The following is a 19,265-nucleotide window of genomic DNA, read 5'->3' on the forward strand; positions in this document are numbered from 1 at the left end:
GTGTCCGCTGTGAAAAGAGTCCAGACCACCGCGACTGTCGCGGGTTTGATCGCGTTTGTCCTGCTGTTGCTCGTGCCGTTTCTGCCGGTGAAGCAGACGGAATCGTCCGTGTCGTGGCCGCAGAACGGCTCGGTGGCGTCGGTGAACGCGCCGCTGATCTCGCTCGCGCCGCAGCAGCTCGATGTCACTGTGCCGCTTTCGGCTATCGACGAGCTCCGCGAGGGCCAGTCGCTGCTTTTGGGCACGCTGCCTGAGGGCTCCCCGAAGGCCAGCGACCGCGGTTTCTTTATCACCTCGCCCGACGGCGGCCTGGTGGTCAGCTCTCTGAACGAGGTGCTGCTGCAGCTCACTCCGGCGCAGGTGGCGAAACTCCCCGACGACGCGAAGCTTGAGGCCCACCTCGCCCACGACCTCACCACCGTGGAGATCCCGGGCACGGATTATTCCGAGGAGGACGATGAGGAGGATTATCGCCCGCAGCTCACCGGCATCTACACCGAGCTCAAGGATGAGCAAAAGCTTATCGACGCAGGCCTGTCCGCCAACGTGGACATCAACTCCCGCTTCACCTCCCAGCCGACACTGATCAAGACGCTGGCGATGGTGCTCGGCCTGATCAGCGCCCTGATCTCCCTGGCCGCGCTGCGCAAGCTGGACCGCCCCGCCCCGCGCCTGCGCCGCCAGGGGCTGAAGCCTCTCGACGGCCTGGTGGCCGCCGTGCTCGGCTTTTGGCACATCTTCGGCGCTAACACCTCCGACGACGGCTTCCTGCTCACCATGGCGCGCGTGGCCGCCAACACGGACTACATGGCGAACTACTACCGCTGGTACGGCGTGCCGGAGGCCCCGTTCGGCTCCCCGTTCTACGACCTGCTGGCGTTGATGTCGCAGGTCACCACGGCGTCGATGTGGATGCGCTTGCCGGCCCTGTTCGCGGGCCTGGGCACGTGGTGGCTGCTCTCGCGCGAAATCCTGCCGAAGCTCGGCCCCGCGGTTGCCAACAGGCGCGTCGCCCATTGGACCGCCGCGCTGGTGTTCCTGACGTTCTGGCTGCCGTACAACAACGGCACCCGCCCGGAGCCGATCATCGCGTTCGGCCTGATGGCCACGTGGGCGCTGTTCGAGCGCGCCATGGAGACCGACCGCCTGGTCCCCGCTGCGTGGGGCACCGTCGTGGCGGCGCTGACCCTGGCGTGCGGCCCGACCGGCCTCGCCGCTGTGGGCGTGTTCCTGATTTCTTTGCCCTGGGTGTTGGGGACCATTGGGCGTCGAGAGGCAAAGCTCGCTTCGATCGCGCCGTTCATGGGCGCCGGCATGGCTGTGATGGTGCCGGTGTTCAAGGACCAGACGCTGGCGACTGTGCTGGAGGCGACCGCGGTGCGCTCCGAGGTGGGCCCCGCAATGAGCTGGTTCGAGGAGTGGAGCCGCTACTCCGTGCTGTTCGAGCAGACGGTGGACGGCTCGCTGGCGCGCCGCTTCCCCATGTTCGTGCTGCTGCTGTGCATCGGCCTGACCCTGTGGTGGTTCGCCCGCGGCGGTGAAAGGACAAAGACCGCGCAGCGCATGATGCTGATCATCGGCTTGTCCACCTTCTTCCTTATGTTCACGCCGACGAAGTGGACGCACCACTTCGGCATCTACGCGGGCCTCGGCGCGGCGATCGCGGCGTACGGCTCGGTGGTGCTCTCGCGGATCGCGCTGCAGTCCAAGCGCAACCGCTCGTTTGCAACAGCCGCGGTGCTGTTCCTGCTGGCTCTGACGCTGGCGGGCTGGAACGGCTGGTGGTACGTGTCCTCCTACGCGGTGCCGTGGTGGGACCGCACTCCGCAGCTGAAGGCCGTGGAGTTCAACACCATCGTCCTGGCTATCGCGCTGGTGGTGTTCGTGGTGGGCGTGGTGCAGTCCATGCGCCCGCCGAAGCCTGTGGACGCCTCCCGCTGGGCCGGCGTCATGTCCGCCCCGATCGCCGTGGCGGCGGCGCTGATTGTGGCGCTGTCCTGCCTGACGTTTGTGAAGTCCTTCATCTCCCAGGCGCCGAACTACTCGGTGGGCATGGGCAACGTGCGCACGTTTGCGGGCGACCGCTGCGCCCAGGGTGCGGATGTGCTGTTGGAGGAGGACACCAACGACGCATTCCTTTCGCCTATCGACGGCGTCCCGCTCGGCCGCTCCCTGGATTCCGGCGACAACTACGGCTTCCACCCCGACGGAGTTCCCGCCTTCATCGCGTCTGAAAACGCCGACACCTCGGATTCGAGCAACCAGCAGGTCCAGTCCGACGACACCGCCGACGTGGACCCCGGCTCCGACGAGGCGCAGTCCACCTCGCGCGTGAACACGCAGGGCAACCGCCCGCGCTCCATGCGCGGCGTGAACGGCTCGACGGTGCGCCTGCCGTTCGGCTTGGACTACACCCGCGTGCCGGTGCTGGGCACCTTCGAGGACGAGCCGACGCAGTCCGCGAAGCTGGAGACCTCGTGGTTCGACCTGCCGTCCGATTCGGAGGAGCGCCCGCTGCTGGTGACGTCCGTGGCCGGCCGCATCAAGCACCACGACATCAACGGCGTCGAGCAAGAGGGCAACGAGCTGGAGCTGCAGTACGGCCGGAAAACTTCCGGCGGCGTGCAGAAGCTCGGCGCGGTGGAGATGCTGGACCAGGGTCCGACCCCGCAGTGGCGCAACCTGCGCTACCCCATTGCTGATCTGCCCGACGAGGCTGACGTGGTGCGCCTGGTGGCCAAGGACACCTCCCTGGCGGAGAAGGACTGGCTGGCCGTGACCCCGCTGCGCAACCCGAAACTGGTGGAGCTGAACACCATGTTCGACTCCGAAACCCCGGGCCTTCTGGACTGGGCCGTGGCGTTCCAATACCCCTGCCAGCGCCCCTTCTACCACCACGCAGGCGTGGACGAGATCCCGGAGTTCCGCATCATGCCGGACGCCCCGGGCAAGCAGCAGCTGTCCGGCTTCATGGACTTCCTTGGCGGCGGCTCGCTCGCCCCGGTGGAGGCCGTGAACACCTCCTACGAGGTGCCGGGCTACCTCAAGGGCGACTGGCAGCGCGACTGGGGTTCTGTGGCCAAGTACGAGCGCCGCACCAACTCCGCCGGCGAGGCTCCCGCCCTGGCGCAGGTGGACCTGGAAGAAACCACCAGGTCGGGCCTGTACACCCCCGGCCCGATGAAGGTGCGCGACCCGGAGGAATAAAAGGTACAATCCCCTCGCTATGAAACTGCCAAAGATCGCCGCCGCCGCTGCCCTGCTGTTTTCCCTGGTCGCCACCCCCGCTCAGGCTCAGGCCCAGGCCCAGCAGAGCTGCGCCGCGCACTACTTGGTCGCGGTGCCGGGCGGCGCTAACACGGCAGAGGGCATCCCGGACTACGTGCCGCACGGCGGCAACGTGTTCATGACCGGCATGCTCACCCGACTGGGCACCGGCGGGGAGATCACACCGCTGTGGGTGTCCTACCGGTCCACCCCGTTCGCCACCACGGAGTACGAGAAGTCCAAGGCGGGCGGGCTGAAGCGCGCACGATCCACTGTAAAAAGACTGGCCAACGCGTGCCCGGACGCGAAGTTCAGTTTCACCGGCTACTCGCTCGGCGCGGACATCGCCGCCACGATCACCAGCGACATCGCCAATGGACGCGGCCCGATCGAACCGGAGCGTGTCTCCGGTGTTGCGCTGTTTGCCAACCCGCACCAGGGCGGCAACGGCGCGGTGCTCTCCGCCGGCACGTCCCCGCACTCGCGCGGCTCGCTGGGCTCGCTCCCGGACGGCTACGGCGTGCTCGGCCCGCGCGTGTTGGAGATCTGCCGCGTCGACGACCTTGTGTGCTCCATGCAGGAGTCGCACCGCGGACTGGTCGCCCCCGCCATGCGCACCAACCTGGCCGCCGGCCGCGTGCCGCTCGCCGAGTTCAACGTGCTGTTCCGTGCACTCGGCCTGAAGTCGCTGGGCATCTTCTTCGACATCGGCTCTCACGGCGGCTACACGCTGGCGCAGCAGCGCGAGGCCAGCAACTGGATCATCGAGCAGTCCCAAGCCCCCATCCAAATTCCTGTTCCGGCGGTAGAGTTGGGGCATGAATGACCTCTTTGAGCTTGTAAACGGCACGTGGGCGAAAACCCACGAAATCCCCGCTGACCGCGGCATCGACGGCGCGTTCTACGTTTTGCGCGATAAGTCCGAGGAAGACGTCCACGCCATCCTGGAGGAAGGTGCCGGCTTGGGCGGCGACCTGTTCACGTCCTTCATGGACAACCCCGGCGACATCAGCTCCCTCGACCCCGACCTGGCCAAGATTGAGGTCGCGGACGTCGAAGGGTTCGTGCGCGGCTTGGGCGAGCTGGAGCGCGTGGGCATCGGCGGGCCGGTGAGCTACTGGGTGGAGAAGGACTCGCAGGGCGAGGAGTCCGTGGCCTACATTTTCCAGTCTGGCCTGGGCCTTCCGGACGAGGCGTACTACCGCGACGAGGACCACGCGGAAACCCTCGGGGCGTACAGGAAGCACGTGGCGAAGATGCTCGGCTTCCTCGAGCCGAAGTACCTGCAGGGACTGACACCCGAGATCGCCGCCGAGCGCATCGTCAACCTGGAGACCCAGCTGGCGGCGAGCCACTGGGACGTGGTCAAGGCGCGCGACGCGGTGGCCACCTACAACCCCACCACCCTTGAGGAGATGCCGCCTTTGGTGCGCGTGCTTCTCGACGCCTCCGGTCTTTCCGGCAAGGTCGTCAACATGATGCCGTCGTTCACTGAAGACCTGGACGGCATGCTGCGCGGGGAAACACTCGCGGATTGGCAGCTGTGGGCCGCGTGGAACATCCTGCGCTCCCGCGCCGGCGTGCTCTCTGAGGAGATCGGCAAGACCAACTTCGAGTTTTATGGAAAGCATCTCTCCGGCGCCACCGAGCAGCGCGACCGTTGGAAGCGTGGGGTGGGGCTCGCGGAGAGCCTGGTTGGAGAGGATATTGGGCGGAGCTACGTCGAGAAGCATTTCCCGCCCTCATCCAAGGAGAAGATGCTGGAGCTGGTGGAGTACCTGATTGCTGCTTACCGCTCCCGCATCCAGCAGCTGGAGTGGATGAGCGAGCCGACGAAGGAGCGCGCGCTGGAGAAGCTCGCGCAGTTCAACGCCAAGATCGGCTACCCGGAGAAGTGGCGCAACTACTCCGGCCTGGAGTTCGGCGAGGACCTGGTGGAGAATGTCCGCCGCGGTGCCGCGTTCGAGCACGACTACCAGCTATCCAAGATTGGAAAAGCCTCCGACCGGCAGGAATGGGTCTCCTCTCCGCAAACGGTGAACGCGTTCTACAACCCTGTGGTCAACGACATCACGTTCCCCGCCGCGATCCTGCAGCCGCCGTTTTTCGACCCGGACGCTGACGCCGCGGAGAACTTCGGCGCGATCGGCGCGGTGATCGGGCACGAGATCGGCCACGGCTTCGACGACCAGGGCTCGCGTTACGACGGGCTAGGCAACCTCAACTCCTGGTGGACCGACGAGGACCGCGCCAACTTCGAGCAACTGACCGCGAAGCTAGTCGGCCAGTTCAACGGCCTGGTGCCGTCCGTGTTGGAGGGCACGAAGACCAAGGGCGTCAACGGCGAGTTCACCTTGGGCGAGAACATCGGCGACCTCGGCGGGCTGGGCATCGCCGTGGTGGCGTACAAGAAGTACCTTCAGGACCACGGCCTCGATGATGGGGAGCCGCAGAAGTTCGGCGACTTGGAGGGCGAGTACACCGGCTTCCAACGCCTGTTCCTCGCGTGGGCGCGTGTGTGGCGCTCCAAGGCACGCCCGGAGATGGCGGCGCAGCTTTTGGCCATTGACCCGCACGCGCCGAACGAGTTCCGCTGCAACGTCATCGCCGCGAACATCGCCGAGTTCTACGAGGCGTTCGATGTGGAAGAGGGCTCCAAGATGTGGATCGACCCCGAGGACAGGGTGACGATTTGGTAGAGCACATCAACGAGCAGGGCGACCCGAACTTCAACGTCGGCGGCGTCAAACGCGACATGCCGCCGGAGCTGCAGCTGGAGCAGCTGGCGTCCTACATGCACGCCACCTACGAGGACGGGCCGAACTACCTGGCCCTGCTGCCGGACCGCATCACTCACGCCGCGATGCTCATGCTCGGGAGCGCCGTCGACCACGCGCTTCCAGCGACAAAGTGGGCTGATGGAGTCACAGTGGAATCCCACGAGCTTGGTGTTGTGTTCCGCCCATCAAAACCGAACGGGAGGTGGGCAGTTTCGCTTTGGGACGGCCCCACAGGCGCCAAGGACATGCTCTGGCGCCCAGATGTCGCGGCCGCCGCGGAGCTGTCCGGCACCACGATTTTGGACGTGGACTCAGTGGCAGATGCCACCAGGGCTGTGGAATTGGTCGGCGCCGAGGTGGTGTGGGCACTCGGCGACGTAGCGTTGCCGCCGGCAGACCGCTACATCGTCACCTTTCCCACCACGCAACCTGCGGTGGACGGGTTTATCCAGGTCAGGGCCGGTTCTGGCCTTGAGGGCACCGAGTACCACGCCGACGGGTTCATCTCCACGCCGGCGGAGATCCGCCGCCGGGTCACAGACGCCGCCGAGGAGCTCTAGCCCAGAACAGACTCGGCTTCGTCCACCTCGTCGAAGGTGGGCTCGTCAACCTCGGCGAGGAAGAACTGGGCGCCGTTGGCGTCGTGCACGCCGGCAGTCCCGTTCTCGGGGCCAAACTCCACCCCGCCGCCGAGGTTTTCCACCTGCGTGCAGGCCGCGTCCACGTCGCGCACGCCGAAGTAGCTGAACCACTGGGCGTGTTCGCCGACGAACATGCCCAAAAACGGCGCCCCGTCCTCCACCGCGACGAAGTAGCCGTCCTCCTCGCGGATCTCCCAGTCGAACAGCTCGCCGTAGAAGTCGATGGCGTCCATGCTCGGAGCCGAGTACTCGTACCACACCGGCACACCCGGCTCACCTGCGGCGAAGAAGCGCTCCTCCGGGTCCTTCAGACCGAACAGGCCACCGGCGGGGTCCTGGCAGAGTGTGACGGATTCATCTGCACTGAGCACCTTGCCGCCCAGCTTTTCCACGTTCTCCGGGCTGCCGATAAACGACGTCACCCACATGTCCATCTGCGCCGGCACAATGCCAGCCACCGGCAGGCCCTCTTTCCGGGCGATACCGTCCACGATCTCCCAGCCCAAAAGCTCGGAGTAGAAGTGGGTGGACTTGAGCTGGTTCTGGGTGACCAAGTCCTGCCAGAACGGCATGCCTTCCTTGCCTTCGAATGCGGGCATTACAGGTTCCTCCACTTCTCGGGGTCGAAGTCGTCGTTGGCGGTGCGCTCGTCGAAGTAGTCGCCGTCGTCTCCGTCGACTACAACCGTGGCCGAATCAGCCCCAAGGCCGACGGTATCGCCGTCGATAAGCGAGTGCCCCCTCGAGGTGACCACCTCGTTGTTGACGGTGACCTCGCCGGAGCTGATGGCCTCCTTGGCGTGGCCGCCGGATTCTGCGAGGTTGGCCAGTTTGAGAAATTGGCCGAGTTTGATCGTGTCGCCTGAAATGGGCACGTCGATATGCATGGCCGACAGTCTAGCGTTCTGCCTGATCCACCGGCATTATGCTCATCGTGTCGATGTTGACGTGCGCCGGCAGGCTGGCCACCCACCGCACGGCCTCCGCGATGTCGTCCGCGGAGAGATTCTGCTTGCCCTCGTAGACCTTGTTTGCGCGCTGCTCGTCGCCTTTGAATCTGTTCAGGGAGAAGTCCGTCTTCACCCGGCCCGGGTCGATCTCGCACACACGGATGTTGTTCTCCGCCTCCTCGCGCCTGAACGCCCTGGTCACGCCGCGGAGTCCGTGCTTGGCGGCGTTGTAGCCCGACCCGCCCTTGTACGCGTCCGTGCCAGCCACCGACCCGATGTTCACCACCAGCCCGTTCGACGCCTTGAGCTGCGGGTACAGCGCGCGGGTGACGCGCATCGTGCCCATCACGTTGGTCTGGAACATCCACTCCCAGTCCGCGTCGTCCGCGTCGCGCAAAAAGTCCAGCTCCTTCGCGCCGCCGGCGTTGTTGACCAGTAGATCGACGCGGTCAAGCTCCGCAAGCTTCTCGACGCTCCCTCGGTCCACCACGTCCAACTCCATCGCCACCCCACCGATCTCGTCCGCGATGCTCTGGCACTTCTCCAGGCGCCGCGCCGCCACGACGACCTTCCAGCCGTCCTTGGCCAGCGCCCTGCATGTGGCCTCCCCGATACCGGCCGATCCGCCAGTGACTACTGCTACCTTCTGCTCGCTCATGAGCCGAAGTGTAGGCCCTCCCACAGCATCCAGAGTGCTAATGCGATGAAGATGCTGCCCGTGATGACGTCGATAAGCTTGCTGTACTTGACGATCAGCTGCGACATTGCTTGGACTGCCAGCGCAAAGCCGGTGAACCAGATGGTGCCCGTGATAGCCATGACCGGCGCGGCGATCCACCCGAGGTGCGCGAACTGGGCGAAGATGGCGCCGAAGAACAGGATCGCTTTCGGGTTGGACAGGTTGGTGAGCAAGCCCGTGAGCAGCGGCCTCGGCACCCGCTTCGTGGCGGGGATCTCCGGGTCGGAGGCACGGATGGCGCCGATGCCCATCCACAGCAGGTAGGCTCCGCCCACGATCTGGAGCACCGACAAAACCTGCGGAAATGCCTGAATCAGCGCACTTAGGCCCGCCAGGGATGCGACGATCCAGATGGTGTTGCCGAGCATGATGCCCAGCGCGCACATCACGCCCGACCTGCGGTCCTTCGACCCCACGCGGATGATCTGCACCAAGTCCGGGCCGGGGCTCGCGATCGCCGCAAGCCACACACCGAGTAACGCAATCATGTCGCCTCCATTTGCCGCATGGTGATGTTCAGCCGGCCTTCGAGCAGGTCGGACGTGCCCTTTCTAGCGCCGAGGACGCCATGTTTCGCCCTCCTGGCTGGACCGCCAAAGACGACAACGTCGCCGGACAGGAGCAGCGTATCGCGCCCAGCGATGCGGAAGATCGTGTCCTGGCCGAACGACAGGCTGACCACCGCATTCTCCGACTTTTCCTCCGCATCCACGTGCTGGCCCATCCCCTTGCCCGGCGGGTAGAAGTTCACCAGCGCTGTTTCAATTCTTGGGGTCGGGCCGACTAGCGGGTCTACTTCCCTCGCCTTGGCCATGACGTTATCCGCGATGGCCTGGAAGTTCCCGGGGATCGGCGGCACTGGGTAGCCGTCGACCTCCCTGACCATGCGGTACGGGTTCGTGGCCCAGAACCAGCCCAGCGAGAGCAGCCAGGCATCCATGTGGCCGTGGCCGACCTTTGGACGTCGCATAGCAACGGGCGTCCCCGCTGCCATTCGTGCCAGCTCGCGCGCCTGGGCGACCAATTCCTCCTGCTCAGCGGGCGTGAAGAAGGCAGGCAAATGGACCGCACCAGGGATGATGCGGGCGGGCGGCCGCGGAATGACGAGCACGGGAATAATGTAGCGCACCAGCGCGTCAGTGTCGAACACATGAGTGGTTTTCGTTTTCTTTTTCCTGGCCTACCCCTTGACAGTCGTGCACCTGTTCTATATTGTTGAGCATATCACGACGAGAGGGGCGACCGTGACCACCGCCACCACAGCACCGAAAAAATTTCGCAACCAGCGAGAACACGACCCGGATAGCGAATGCGCCCAGGCCATCCGGGATACGTACTGGACCATGTTTGGGCACTACGCGTACCCCGGTTTCGACGTCGAGGATTTCGACGCCACAGTGACACAACTGCAGCTCGCCACCGGGTGGCACAAAGGGTTTGTCAAGAATGCGATCCTCGGCCACGCCGCGCTGCAAGACCTTCCGCGCCTGCGGGAGCTGCAACAAGAATCGCGCGTGATGGACGTGGGGCACTTGACCGCGGTCTACACCGCCATCGAGGAGCTCGGGGAGGATGTGGACGAGGAAGCACTCATGCTTATCGACGGCATCCTGGTAAACACGTTCACCCCCACCCGCCACGACCAGGCTGTTCCCCAGCGCAAAACCGTCACAGACCGCATCCGTGCCGCGATTAAGCGCATGGATAGGGGTCGCGCCTACGACAAGCGCAAGCGAGAAAAGCGCGAGCAGGACAACTCAGAAAAGTTCGGCATCTACGAGTACCGCGACCGGGCGATCGTGCAGCTGGACACGAATTCTCTGGACGGCCGGAGGATCCAGGCGAACGTCGCCGAGGTTGCGCGCGAGCTCGGCATCAGCACGGCCGACGCGGCTATCATGCTGCTGTCCGGCGAGGCGATCGGCATTGAGGTGACTCCGGTGCTGAACGTGTACGCCCCGAAGAACCGCGCGATCAGCGGCCCGGTCTACCTCCCCGGCAGCGGTTGGACGACACCGGAGGCCACCTCCGCGTTCGAAGACTGGTTGGCAAGAACGTTCCCCGTCACGCGCGATCTGGAGAAAGAGGGCGAAAAGGTGCTGCAGGGCTACGGCCCCGGCGAGGGCATGCGCCACGCCGTGTACGCCCGCAACCGCACCTGCATCTACCCGGAGTGCAACCGTCCCGCCGAGCAGTGCCAGCTGGACCACCGCATCCCCTACGAGGAGGGCGGCCGCACCGAGGTGGACAACCTTTTCCCCCTGTGCCAGCACCACCACAACATGAAGACCGACCGCCGGATTTTCTACATCCCCGACCCCTACTCCGGCGACATCATCTGGCTATTCGCCGACGGCACCTATGTCGTCACCGCCGAAGAGGGCCTGTTGCGCGACCAGATCACACCGTTTAACCCGCGGTGGCAGTCCAGTATGTCCGCCGTGCGCAAAAATCGCTCCCGGGCTGCGGAGTTTTTCGCCAAAGGCCACACAATCCTGGACACCTTCGAGCAGGACCTGGACCTCGAACAGGCCACCGCCGCGATCAAAGACTTAGAGCAGGAGTACGGCATGAAATTCGGGTTCACTCCAGAGATGCCATACGTGGAACCGCTCCCCGAAGAGCCGGTTGAGGCCCCGTTCCCCGACCCGGAGGAGGAAGAACACTAACGCAAGTAAAACCGATCCACCACCTCGTACTTTGGGCCGCCACTTCGGCCCTTGCCCAGGTGTGACTCCAGCAGCAGCACTTCATCGGCGGCGAATTCAGGGCCGGTGTAGATGGCGAGGGCGTGGGCGTGGTCGTCGAGAAGCCATGGATCCCTTGTGCGAGTGCCGGTCCGCGCGACGGTCAGGTGTGCGCGCTGCCGGCGGCGCATGTCGGGGTCGAGCTGGCAGTCCGCCATCAGGTCTTTCAGCGGTGCTTTGTCGCCGCCGACCCCGATCCACATGGTGCGCCGATCAAAACACCCGGCTCCTCGGAGGTGCAACCTCAAGGGCCGGGTGAAGGCGGTGGCTTGCGCTAGGTGGTCGGTGACCGCGGCGGCGTCGTTGGGCTGTGACCCGTAGAAGGCGACCGTGATGTGCCAGTTGTCGGGGTCGGCCCAGCGCACTTCTGTGCCCGAGAAGTCCCGGATGGGCCGCAGGGCGGTGATGAGGTGTTCGCGAACATCGGCCGGAGGGACGATCGCTGCGAAGAGGCGTCTCATGGCCCACACGCTACCCTTAATTGCCATGTTTGACCTCGCGAAAATCGGACGGGATTTGCCCGTGTCGCGTGTTATCGACCAGCTGCCGGACAAAGGCCCGCTGGTGGTGGAGGCGCCACCCGGCACGGGCAAAACCACGCTGGTGCCGCCGGCAATCGCGAACAAGGTGGGAAAAACGCTGGTCACGGCACCCAGGAGGGTGGCGGTGCGGGCGGCGGCGCAGCGGCTCGCGCATCTCAGCGACAGCGCCAAAGTCGGCTACAGCATCCGCGGCGAGCACAAGGACGGCGAGCTCGTCGAATTTGTCACGCCGGGCGTGCTGCTCAATCGCCTGCTCAAGGACCCGGGCCTGGAGGGCGTCAACGCGGTGGTGATCGACGAGGTGCACGAGCGCCAGCTGGACACTGACTTGGTGCTGGCGATGTGCATGGAGGTCGCGCTCTTGCGCGATGACCTGTACCTGGCCGCCATGTCCGCGACGCTGGACGCGCAGAAGTTCGCGGACCACATGGGCGCGCAGGTCCTGTCCACGGAGGCGGTGACGCACCCGCTGGACATCCAGTACGCCCCGCACCCGGAACGGATCCAGGGGACGAAGGAGTTTTATCGTCACGTCGCGGCGCAGACCGACAGTGAGCACCGGACGCTGGTGTTCGTGCCGGGCGTGCGCGAGGTGGACCTGGTGTGCGGGTTCCTCGATGATGCGAGGCCGCTCCACGGCCGCCAGACCAGCAAGGAGCAGGACGAATCTTTGCGGGGGACAAACCGGGTGGTGGTGGCGACGTCGGTGGCGGAGTCGTCGATAACTGTGCCGGGGGTGCGCAAGGTGGTGGACGCCGGGTTGTCCAGAGTTCCCAAGCGCGACAACAGGGGCATGACTGGCCTGGTCACGGTCTCGGAGGCGAAAACCAGCGCTGACCAGCGGGCCGGCCGCGCGGGGCGCGAGGGCCCCGGCGAGGTGGTGCGTGTCTTCTCCCGCGACGAGTACGCGAGGATGCAGCCGGACATCACCCCTGAAATCCTCACCGCGGACCTCACCGGCGCGCTGCTGACCATGAAGGCGTGGGGGTCGCCGGACCTACCGCTTATCGACGAACCAAAGGACCTCACCGAAGCCGAATCCAACCTCGAGCAGCTCGGGGCCACCAAGAACGGCAAAATCACGGAGTTCGGCAAGAAGCTGGCGAGGTTTCCCCTGGACCCGAGACTCGGTGCTGCTCTGTTGGAGTGGGGCTCCCAAGCGGCGCCGATAGTGGCGAGACTTGCCGGGGATTCTCCCCGGCTGCGCCGGCTGGTGCCGGACAAGGGCCCGGTGGATCCGGGCGAGGTGATTGCGAGTGCCTTCCCGCAGTGGATCGCCAAGAAGGTCGGCGATGAGTACCAGCTGGCGTCAGGCACCCGCGCAAAGTTCAACTCGAACGCCGAATGGATCGCGGCCGCGGAGGTGCAACGAACCCACAGCGGGGCAGTCATCCGCGAGGCCGAACCGATCGCGTTTCCGGAGCACCGCGTGGTGGAGGAGACGAAGGCCTACCTGGAAGATGGCAAGGTCAGAGGCCGAAAGGTCGCCAGGATTGGCGCGATCGAGCTCAGCTCCACGCCAGTGAAGCTCACCCCGGACGAGGCGGCGGAGGCGCTGACAGACGTGGACTTTGCCAGCTTCCCGCTGACCAAGGAGGAGCAGCACTTGAAGGAGCGGCTGGACTTCCTGCACGAGACATTGGGCTGGCCGGATGTCAGCCAGGGCGATTACTCGGTGGAGGTACGTGGGGTGGCCGAAGGTGCGTCGATAAGCAATTGCGACATGAGGCAGGCGATGCTGCGCCAACTGGATTGGAAGCAGGTGGCGGAGCTGGATGCTGCGGCGCCGAAGGAGTACCAGTACGGCAGTGGCAGGCCGGTCAAGCGCGTGAAGCTGCAGCACATGTTCGGCCAGAAGGGGCAGACGGTGTCGGGCGTGAAGGTGCTGTACCACCTGCTGTCGCCGGCGGGTAGGCCGCTGGCGGTAACCGACGACTTAGACAGTTTCTGGGAGGGGCCGTACCAGCAGGTGCGCAAAGAGATGCGCGGGCGCTACCCCAAGCACGCGTGGCCCGAGGACCCTACTGGCACTGGGAAATGATGGCGCCGGCGCCAGCGAGGCCCGCGGCGGCGAGGATTGCGGCGATCCCCATGTCCACGTCCTTGGAGTTCAGGTCGCGCAGCTTCACGTCCAGCTGGAACGGCACGTTATCCACCTGCAGTTGCAGGTGGTCCTGGCGCGCCACAAACGGCATGCTCAGCTGAGACGCGAACCCGAGCGGCAAAAGCACCAGCAGCGGCAGGCCGACTCCGAGAGCGGTGGCTGCGCAGCGGTGGGAAACCTCGGGGGCGTACTGGACAAACGCGTCGATGACGGCGCCCTCCTGGGACGCGTCAGACTCTGTGCCCACGGTGACGCTGACGGGGAAGACCTGGGTGGTCTCGTCGGCGAACGTCGCGGTGACCGACCACTCGTAGACGCCGGGGGTGATCTCCTCCCCCGGTTCTAGGTGGATCGCGCCGTCTGGCGTCATCGTTGCCCAGCTAGGCATGGAGTCCGCTTCGTACCATGCCGCGCCGAGTGGCAGCGGGGGTTCAAGGGTGGCGGTAAGCCCCGGAACCACGTTGGTGGTCTCGTACCCATCTTCAGCGTGAGCTGGGGAAACTGTCGCGCAGGCGAGCGCGAGGGCGCTCGTGAGTGCGATAAGTTTGGTGCGCATTTCTCAGGTTTCCTCAGTTGTAGATGTTTATATGGCTTCGGATTATCGATGATTGTAGTGGACAACTCCTGATGTAGTCTTACTCGCCATGTCAAAGCGCACTGTTTCCGTGTGGACCTTGGTCTCACTCATTATCGGATCCACCATCGGGTCCGGCATTTTCGCGCTGCCCCAAAACATCGGTTCAGTAGCCAGCCCGGGCGCCATGCTCACCGGCTGGGCTATCGCAGGCGTGGGAATGCTCTCCATCGCCTTCGTCTTCCAAATCCTGGCGGTGAGAAAACCGCACCTGGATTCCGGAGTCTACTCCTACGTCCGGGCGGGGCTGGGCGACTTCATCGGGTTCACCTCCGGCATGGGCTACTGGCTCGGCTCGGTGATGGCCCAGGGGGGGTACGCCACACTGTTCTTTAACACTCTCGGCTACTACTTCCCGGTCTTCTCCAACCGCTGGGTGCTGGCTATCTCAGTGAGTGCACTGAGCTGGCTGATCTTCTTCGGCCTGACCCGCGGTCTGAAGCAGGCGGCGGTGATGAATGCGGTCACGACCGTGGCGAAACTGCTGCCCATCCTGGCCTTTATTGTGCTGGTGGCGTTCCTCGGGTTCTCCTGGGACCGCTTCACCATGGATTTCTGGGGCTCGCACATCCCCTTCACGGACCAGCTCAAGGGCATCATGCTCTACACCGTCTGGGTGTTCATCGGCATCGAGGGCGCCTCGGTGTACTCCAAGCAGGCGCGCGTGCGTAGCGACGTCGGCAAGGCCACCATCATCGGCTTCCTCTCTGTTTTGGGCCTTTTGGTGGCGGTGTCCACCCTCTCCTACGGCGTGCTCAGCCAGGAAGAGCTGGCGGCGCTTCCGGACAACTCCATGGGCGCGGTGCTCGAGCAAGTGGTTGGACCGTGGGGCGGCGCGCTGATCTCCATCGGCCTGTGCCTGTCTGTTTTGGGCGCGTATGTGTCGTGGCAGATGCTGTGCGCCGAGCCGATCGTGCTGATGGCGCAGGACGGGCTGCTGCCGCACTCGATGGGCAGCCACAACACCAATGGTTCTCCGGTGCGAGCGCAGCTTTTGTCCACGCTGGCGATCCAGTTCTTCGTGGTGGTGTTCTTCGTCTCCTCGGCGTCCTACAACGCCATGGTGCAGCTGGCCACCATCATGTACCTGCTGCCGTACATTTTCTCCTCCATCTACCTGGTGCTTTTAACCATCAGAGGCAAGGGCCTGACCCACCCGCACGCCGGCACGCGTTTCGACGACTCCGGGCCGGACGTTTCTCGCCGCGACAACCGCAGGCACCTTTTCGTGGGCCTGATCGGCTCCGTGTACTCGCTCTGGCTGATCTACGCCGCGGACCCGGTGTACGTCCTGCTCGGCGCGCTGGCCGTGGTGCCGGGCCTGGTCCCCTACATCTGGACGCGCCGCAAGCACGGCGACAAGCTCTTCAACGCCTTCGAGTGGGCCGTGGTGGCGGCAGTGCTGGTCGCGGCGGTGATCGCCGTGGTCGGGCTGGTCAACGGGTCACTGGTGCTGGAGTAGGTCCCAGCCCAACTTCGCAGTTAGCGTGACCACGAGCCCAAGGAGCGCCACGCGCACCAGCGTCGATCCGCCCTTCAGCACCGTCCGCGCGCCCAGCTGCGCGCCCACCACGTTGGCGGCTGCAAGCGCGAGCGCGAGCTTCCAATCAATGAAGCCGCCGAGACCGAACACCAACAACGCACCTAGGTTCGTGGCGGTGTTGACCACCTTTGCCATCGCCGCCGAACGCACGAACCCCTGGGTGAAGATCGCCGTGAACGCCATGATGAGGAACATGCCGGTGCCGGGGCCGAACACGCCGTCGTAGCCGCCGATGACGGCGACTGCAAGGGCGGCGAAGGCGAGACGCTTGCCGGAGAAGATGCCGGCGCCCTCCTGCCCGAACTTCGGGTTCATGGCCACAAAGATGCCCACTCCGACGAGGAGGATGAGGATGATGGGGGTGGCCACGGAGTCGTCGATAAGCGAGACCGCCCTGGCGCCGAGCGCTGCCGCGACCCCGGCGATGAACGCGTACACCCACGTGATGCGTGGCACCCCGACGCGGCGCACGAGGGTGGCCGCGGCGGAGGCGGTGCCCGAGATCGCCGCGACCTTGTTCGTGGCCAGCACGGACGCCGCCGGCATGGACGTCGCCGACATCAGTACCGGGATGAGCACGAGCCCGCCGCCGCCGATCACGGCGTCGATCCAGCCGGCGAGCGCGGACGCCGCGAGGAGGAAAACAATCACGGGACTACTATGCCCCACATGAACCGTTGGCTTGTGGCTGCACCTCTTTCAGTGGCGCTCGGGCTGTTGTTTTCTTGGCTGGGGGTGCCGGCAGCCTGGATCCTGGCCGGGATTCTGGGGGCCGGGTCGGTGGCGCTGGTGACGGAGGAAGACCTGCCCGTCAACGAGCACCTGTTCACCTTCGCCCGCGGCACCGTCGGCGTGTTTGCGGCGCTGCCGCTGGTGGGGATGAACCCGCTGCCCTACCTCCTGCCGGGCGTGGTTGCGGGCGCGGTGGTGATCTCTCTTGGATTCGTTGGCGGTCTAGTGCTGGCGAACCACGGTGTTTCACGGGAAACGGGTGTGCTGTCGCTGCTGCCCGGCGGTGCGTCGCTGATGCCGGCGATCGCACGCGACGTGGGCGCGGACATCCGCTACGTCAGCCTCAGCCAGTACCTGCGGCTGCTCATTGTGTCCGTGTCGCTGCCGCTGGTGGCGTCGCTGTTCGGCGCCCCTACTGCGGCACACACAGACCTGGAGCCCTACTGGTGGATGTGGCTGCTGGTCCCGGCGCTGATTGTCGTGGGGCTGTTCGCGGGCAAGCTGCTGAGGTTTCCCAACCCCTCGGTCTTTGGCCCGATGGCGCTGACGGTGCTGGTGGGCGCGCTGGTGGATGTGACCATCGTGCCGCCGCAGCTGCTGTCCATTGTGGGCTTTTTGGCCATCGGGTGGATGTGCGGCGGCGGGCTGTCCGTGCCCGCGCTGCGCCGGTTTTCCCGCCTGCTTCCCGCCACGCTGGCCTACATCGCCGGGCTGATGCTGGCGTGCGCCGGCATGGGGTGGCTCATGGCCAAGTGGCTGGGCCTGAGTTTCTACGAGGGTTACCTGGCCACCAGCCCCGGCGCGCTGGAGACCGTGCTGGTGCTGGCCACCAGCCCGGCGGTGGTGGCGCTGCAGGTGATCCGGCTGATCATGGTGATCCTGTTCGCCGGGTGGCTGCCCAAGATCCTTAGTGGTGGAGCACCTCGTTCGTGAGCATGTCCATGGGCATGGAGCCGAGCTTGAGGGCCTTGACGTGGAACTCGTGCTCGCTCATGCCCTGGATGAGTGCCTGGCGGCGCAGGTCCACCCAGTCCTTGTAGCCCAGGGCGTACGACGGTGCCTGGCCGGGCCAACCCATGTAGCGGTCCAGCTCGAAAGCCAGGTTCGCCTCCGGCATGGCAGTGTTGTCGCGCAGGAACGCCTTCGCATATTGGGCGTCCCAGGTGCCGGTGCCCTCCGGGGTGGTTTTGCCCAGGTGGACGCCGATGTCCACCATCACGCGGGCGAGGCGGAGGCGCCTGGAGTCGAGCAGGCCCATGCGGTAGCCGGGGTCCTCGAAGAAGCCGTGGTCCTCCATGAGGTGCTCGGCGTAGAGCGCCCAGCCCTCGCCGTGGGCGGAGTTCCAGCACACGGAGCGGCGCCACAGGTTCAACTCGCTGCGGTTGAGCAGGGCGTAGCCGTGCTGCAGGTGGTGGCCCGGCACGCCCTCGTGGAAGACGGTGGACATCTCCTGCCAGGTGTGGAACGTCTCCTGGCCTTCCGGCACGGACCACCACATGGTGCCGGGGCGGATCATGTCGTCGCTGGGCGGGGTGTAGAAGATGCCGCCGGAGCCGGCGCGGTCGATGTCGCACTCCACTGTGTGCAGGCCCTCCGGCACGTGGAAGACGTCGGCGGCCTTGTCGTTGAGGTCGGACATCCACTCGATCAGCGCGTCTGCGCCGCGGAGGATGTAGCGCTCGTCCTGGTTCAGGTTGCGGTAGGCGCCCGCCACGGAGACGTCGCCGTAGAGCTCGCGTGCGATGGCGCGCTGCTCCTCCACTGTTTTGGCCAGTTCCTCCTGCGCCCATTCGTAGCTGGCGTCCAGGTCCACCTCGCGGCCGTGGAAGAACTCGGCGAACAGCTGGTAGCGCTCGCGGCCCACGCCGTCGTTGTGGGAGGCCTGCGGCGACAGCTCGGTGGACAGCCAGTCCGCCATCTCCAGGAACGCCTCCTTGGCATGGCCCACCACATGCGAATCGGGCGACAGGCCCAGGTGGTCCAGCTGGGATTCGGTCTCGCCGAGGAGCTCGCACTGGTTGATTACCGCGTCAATCTGGCGGTGGGAGGCAACATCGCCTGTCGCCGCCGCCTCGCTCAACGACTCGCGGTACCCCGCCAACGCGTTCGGGATGCGAGACATGCGCGAGGCGATGTTGTCGAAGTCCTCCTCCGTCACCTTCGGCATCAGCGCGAAGGAATCACGGATGGTCTGCACCGGCGAATCGATGTTGTTCAGCCGGCACAGCAGCTCGCCGCGGTGGTGGAACTCCAGCTCCGCACTCATGCGGTCGCGCAGGATCGCGGCGGTGAGGTTGTCCACGTCGTCGAAGTCGTCCTCGTCGTCGGAGGCATCCGTGCAATCGTTGAGCGCGTCCACGTCCGCGACCAGGTCCCGCATCCTGTCCGCCAGGCGGCTCCAGTAGTCCGGGGAGAAATCCTGCAACTCCCCGTCGTGGCCGTCGATGCCAATCTGGGTGGCAAGGGTGGGGCTGATCTCGGCGAGGTCGTAGACGAAGTCCTCACAAGTGGCGTCCAGCAGGGACGGCTCGCGCAAGCTTTCGTTGGTCATGCCGAGCGATTGTATCCGACCTGGCCAAATGGACAA

17 protein-coding genes are annotated in these 19,265 nt (G+C 65.4%); 8 read left to right on the plus strand and 9 right to left on the minus strand.

What is annotated here, in order from left to right; genetic code table 11:
• The first annotated feature begins 9 nt into the window (after positions 1–9).
• Genes HMPREF2791_RS00255 through HMPREF2791_RS00270 form a run of 4 tightly spaced genes read left to right on the plus strand, consistent with a single transcriptional unit; the run spans position 10 to position 6,607 of the window.
• Complete coding sequence (locus HMPREF2791_RS00255; protein ID WP_246825275.1) at positions 10–3,207, plus strand: arabinosyltransferase domain-containing protein; 3,198 nt, start codon at positions 10–12, stop codon at positions 3,205–3,207.
• Between the two features lie 19 nt (positions 3,208–3,226).
• Positions 3,227–4,093 carry a cutinase family protein gene (locus HMPREF2791_RS00260; RefSeq protein ID WP_070472471.1) on the plus strand — a complete coding sequence of 289 codons (867 nt, stop codon included), beginning with the start codon at positions 3,227–3,229 and terminating at the stop codon, positions 4,091–4,093.
• On the plus strand, positions 4,086–5,966 hold the full coding sequence (locus tag HMPREF2791_RS00265; protein WP_070472468.1) for a M13 family metallopeptidase: 1,881 nt from the start codon (positions 4,086–4,088) through the stop codon (positions 5,964–5,966). Before HMPREF2791_RS00260 ends, HMPREF2791_RS00265 begins: the two co-directional genes overlap by 8 nt.
• Positions 5,960–6,607 (plus strand): hypothetical protein, encoded by a 648-nt coding sequence (locus HMPREF2791_RS00270; protein WP_070472463.1) that lies wholly within the window; start codon positions 5,960–5,962, stop codon positions 6,605–6,607. The genes HMPREF2791_RS00265 and HMPREF2791_RS00270 overlap by 7 nt, the downstream gene beginning before the upstream one ends.
• Here the strand turns inward: HMPREF2791_RS00270 and HMPREF2791_RS00275 are convergent.
• The 5 genes from HMPREF2791_RS00275 to HMPREF2791_RS00295 are packed head-to-tail and all read right to left on the minus strand — an operon-like array spanning position 6,604 to position 9,487.
• The gene (locus HMPREF2791_RS00275; RefSeq protein WP_070472460.1) at positions 6,604–7,287 is read right to left on the minus strand and encodes a VOC family protein; all 684 of its coding nucleotides are present in this window, start codon (positions 7,285–7,287) and stop codon (positions 6,604–6,606) included. The genes HMPREF2791_RS00270 and HMPREF2791_RS00275 overlap by 4 nt on opposite strands.
• Positions 7,287–7,574: an RNA-binding S4 domain-containing protein gene (locus tag HMPREF2791_RS00280; protein WP_070472457.1), complete on the minus strand. Its 288-nt coding sequence runs from the start codon at positions 7,572–7,574 to the stop codon at positions 7,287–7,289. Before HMPREF2791_RS00280 ends, HMPREF2791_RS00275 begins: the two co-directional genes overlap by 1 nt.
• A gap of 10 nt (positions 7,575–7,584) precedes the next feature.
• Complete coding sequence (locus tag HMPREF2791_RS00285) at positions 7,585–8,295, minus strand: SDR family oxidoreductase (protein ID WP_070472454.1); 711 nt, start codon at positions 8,293–8,295, stop codon at positions 7,585–7,587.
• Positions 8,292–8,864 carry a LysE family translocator gene (locus HMPREF2791_RS00290; RefSeq protein WP_070843765.1) on the minus strand — a complete coding sequence of 191 codons (573 nt, stop codon included), beginning with the start codon at positions 8,862–8,864 and terminating at the stop codon, positions 8,292–8,294. The genes HMPREF2791_RS00285 and HMPREF2791_RS00290 overlap by 4 nt, the downstream gene beginning before the upstream one ends.
• Positions 8,861–9,487, minus strand: coding sequence for an alpha-ketoglutarate-dependent dioxygenase AlkB (locus HMPREF2791_RS00295; RefSeq protein ID WP_246825277.1), 627 nt, complete (start codon positions 9,485–9,487; stop codon positions 8,861–8,863). The genes HMPREF2791_RS00290 and HMPREF2791_RS00295 overlap by 4 nt, the downstream gene beginning before the upstream one ends.
• Positions 9,488–9,620: 133 nt before the next feature.
• On the opposite strand from HMPREF2791_RS00295, the gene HMPREF2791_RS00300 reads away from it, so the two are divergent.
• Positions 9,621–11,045, plus strand: coding sequence for an HNH endonuclease signature motif containing protein (locus tag HMPREF2791_RS00300; RefSeq protein ID WP_141764868.1), 1,425 nt, complete (start codon positions 9,621–9,623; stop codon positions 11,043–11,045).
• Here the strand turns inward: HMPREF2791_RS00300 and thpR are convergent.
• Entirely contained in the window at positions 11,042–11,584 is a 543-nt protein-coding gene (thpR, locus tag HMPREF2791_RS00305) for an RNA 2',3'-cyclic phosphodiesterase (RefSeq protein WP_070472538.1), read from the minus strand. The genes HMPREF2791_RS00300 and thpR overlap by 4 nt on opposite strands.
• 25 nt (positions 11,585–11,609) lie before the next feature.
• Here thpR and HMPREF2791_RS00310 point away from each other — a divergent pair, with 25 nt between their 5' ends.
• Positions 11,610–13,706: an ATP-dependent RNA helicase gene (locus HMPREF2791_RS00310; RefSeq protein ID WP_070843767.1), complete on the plus strand. Its 2,097-nt coding sequence runs from the start codon at positions 11,610–11,612 to the stop codon at positions 13,704–13,706.
• Here HMPREF2791_RS00310 and HMPREF2791_RS00315 read toward each other — a convergent pair.
• The gene (locus HMPREF2791_RS00315; protein WP_070472443.1) at positions 13,687–14,325 is read right to left on the minus strand and encodes a Rib/alpha-like domain-containing protein; all 639 of its coding nucleotides are present in this window, start codon (positions 14,323–14,325) and stop codon (positions 13,687–13,689) included. The genes HMPREF2791_RS00310 and HMPREF2791_RS00315 overlap by 20 nt on opposite strands.
• Positions 14,326–14,413: 88 nt before the next feature.
• Between HMPREF2791_RS00315 and HMPREF2791_RS00320 the strand changes: the two genes are divergently transcribed.
• Positions 14,414–15,865, plus strand: coding sequence for an amino acid permease (locus HMPREF2791_RS00320; protein ID WP_070843768.1), 1,452 nt, complete (start codon positions 14,414–14,416; stop codon positions 15,863–15,865).
• Here HMPREF2791_RS00320 and HMPREF2791_RS00325 read toward each other — a convergent pair.
• Positions 15,848–16,597, minus strand: a complete 750-nt coding sequence (locus tag HMPREF2791_RS00325; protein ID WP_083327831.1) for a TSUP family transporter — start codon at positions 16,595–16,597, stop codon at positions 15,848–15,850. The two genes, HMPREF2791_RS00320 and HMPREF2791_RS00325, sit on opposite strands and share 18 nt — an antisense overlap.
• A gap of 18 nt (positions 16,598–16,615) precedes the next feature.
• On the opposite strand from HMPREF2791_RS00325, the gene HMPREF2791_RS00330 reads away from it, so the two are divergent.
• Entirely contained in the window at positions 16,616–17,611 is a 996-nt protein-coding gene (locus HMPREF2791_RS00330; RefSeq protein WP_141764869.1) for an AbrB family transcriptional regulator, read from the plus strand.
• Here HMPREF2791_RS00330 and HMPREF2791_RS00335 read toward each other — a convergent pair.
• Positions 17,586–19,229, minus strand: coding sequence for a DUF885 domain-containing protein (locus tag HMPREF2791_RS00335; RefSeq protein ID WP_070472435.1), 1,644 nt, complete (start codon positions 19,227–19,229; stop codon positions 17,586–17,588). The two genes, HMPREF2791_RS00330 and HMPREF2791_RS00335, sit on opposite strands and share 26 nt — an antisense overlap.
• Positions 19,230–19,265 lie beyond the last annotated feature (36 nt).

The organism is Corynebacterium sp. HMSC034A01, assembly GCF_001838175.1.
GTDB lineage: Bacteria > Actinomycetota > Actinomycetes > Mycobacteriales > Mycobacteriaceae > Corynebacterium.

Coding starts and splice junctions, on each gene's coding strand:
- HMPREF2791_RS00265 (WP_070472468.1), top strand. CDS start 4,086: ATGAATGACCTCTTTGAGCTTGTAAACGGCACGTGGGCGAAAACCCAC.
- HMPREF2791_RS00275 (WP_070472460.1), bottom strand. CDS start 7,287: ATGCCCGCATTCGAAGGCAAGGAAGGCATGCCGTTCTGGCAGGACTTG.
- HMPREF2791_RS00260 (WP_070472471.1), top strand. CDS start 3,227: ATGAAACTGCCAAAGATCGCCGCCGCCGCTGCCCTGCTGTTTTCCCTG.
- HMPREF2791_RS00310 (WP_070843767.1), top strand. CDS start 11,610: ATGTTTGACCTCGCGAAAATCGGACGGGATTTGCCCGTGTCGCGTGTT.
- HMPREF2791_RS00280 (WP_070472457.1), bottom strand. CDS start 7,574: ATGCATATCGACGTGCCCATTTCAGGCGACACGATCAAACTCGGCCAA.
- HMPREF2791_RS00285 (WP_070472454.1), bottom strand. CDS start 8,295: ATGAGCGAGCAGAAGGTAGCAGTAGTCACTGGCGGATCGGCCGGTATC.
- HMPREF2791_RS00315 (WP_070472443.1), bottom strand. CDS start 14,325: ATGCGCACCAAACTTATCGCACTCACGAGCGCCCTCGCGCTCGCCTGC.
- HMPREF2791_RS00290 (WP_070843765.1), bottom strand. CDS start 8,864: ATGATTGCGTTACTCGGTGTGTGGCTTGCGGCGATCGCGAGCCCCGGC.
- thpR (WP_070472538.1), bottom strand. CDS start 11,584: ATGAGACGCCTCTTCGCAGCGATCGTCCCTCCGGCCGATGTTCGCGAA.
- HMPREF2791_RS00330 (WP_141764869.1), top strand. CDS start 16,616: ATGAACCGTTGGCTTGTGGCTGCACCTCTTTCAGTGGCGCTCGGGCTG.
- HMPREF2791_RS00320 (WP_070843768.1), top strand. CDS start 14,414: ATGTCAAAGCGCACTGTTTCCGTGTGGACCTTGGTCTCACTCATTATC.
- HMPREF2791_RS00335 (WP_070472435.1), bottom strand. CDS start 19,229: ATGACCAACGAAAGCTTGCGCGAGCCGTCCCTGCTGGACGCCACTTGT.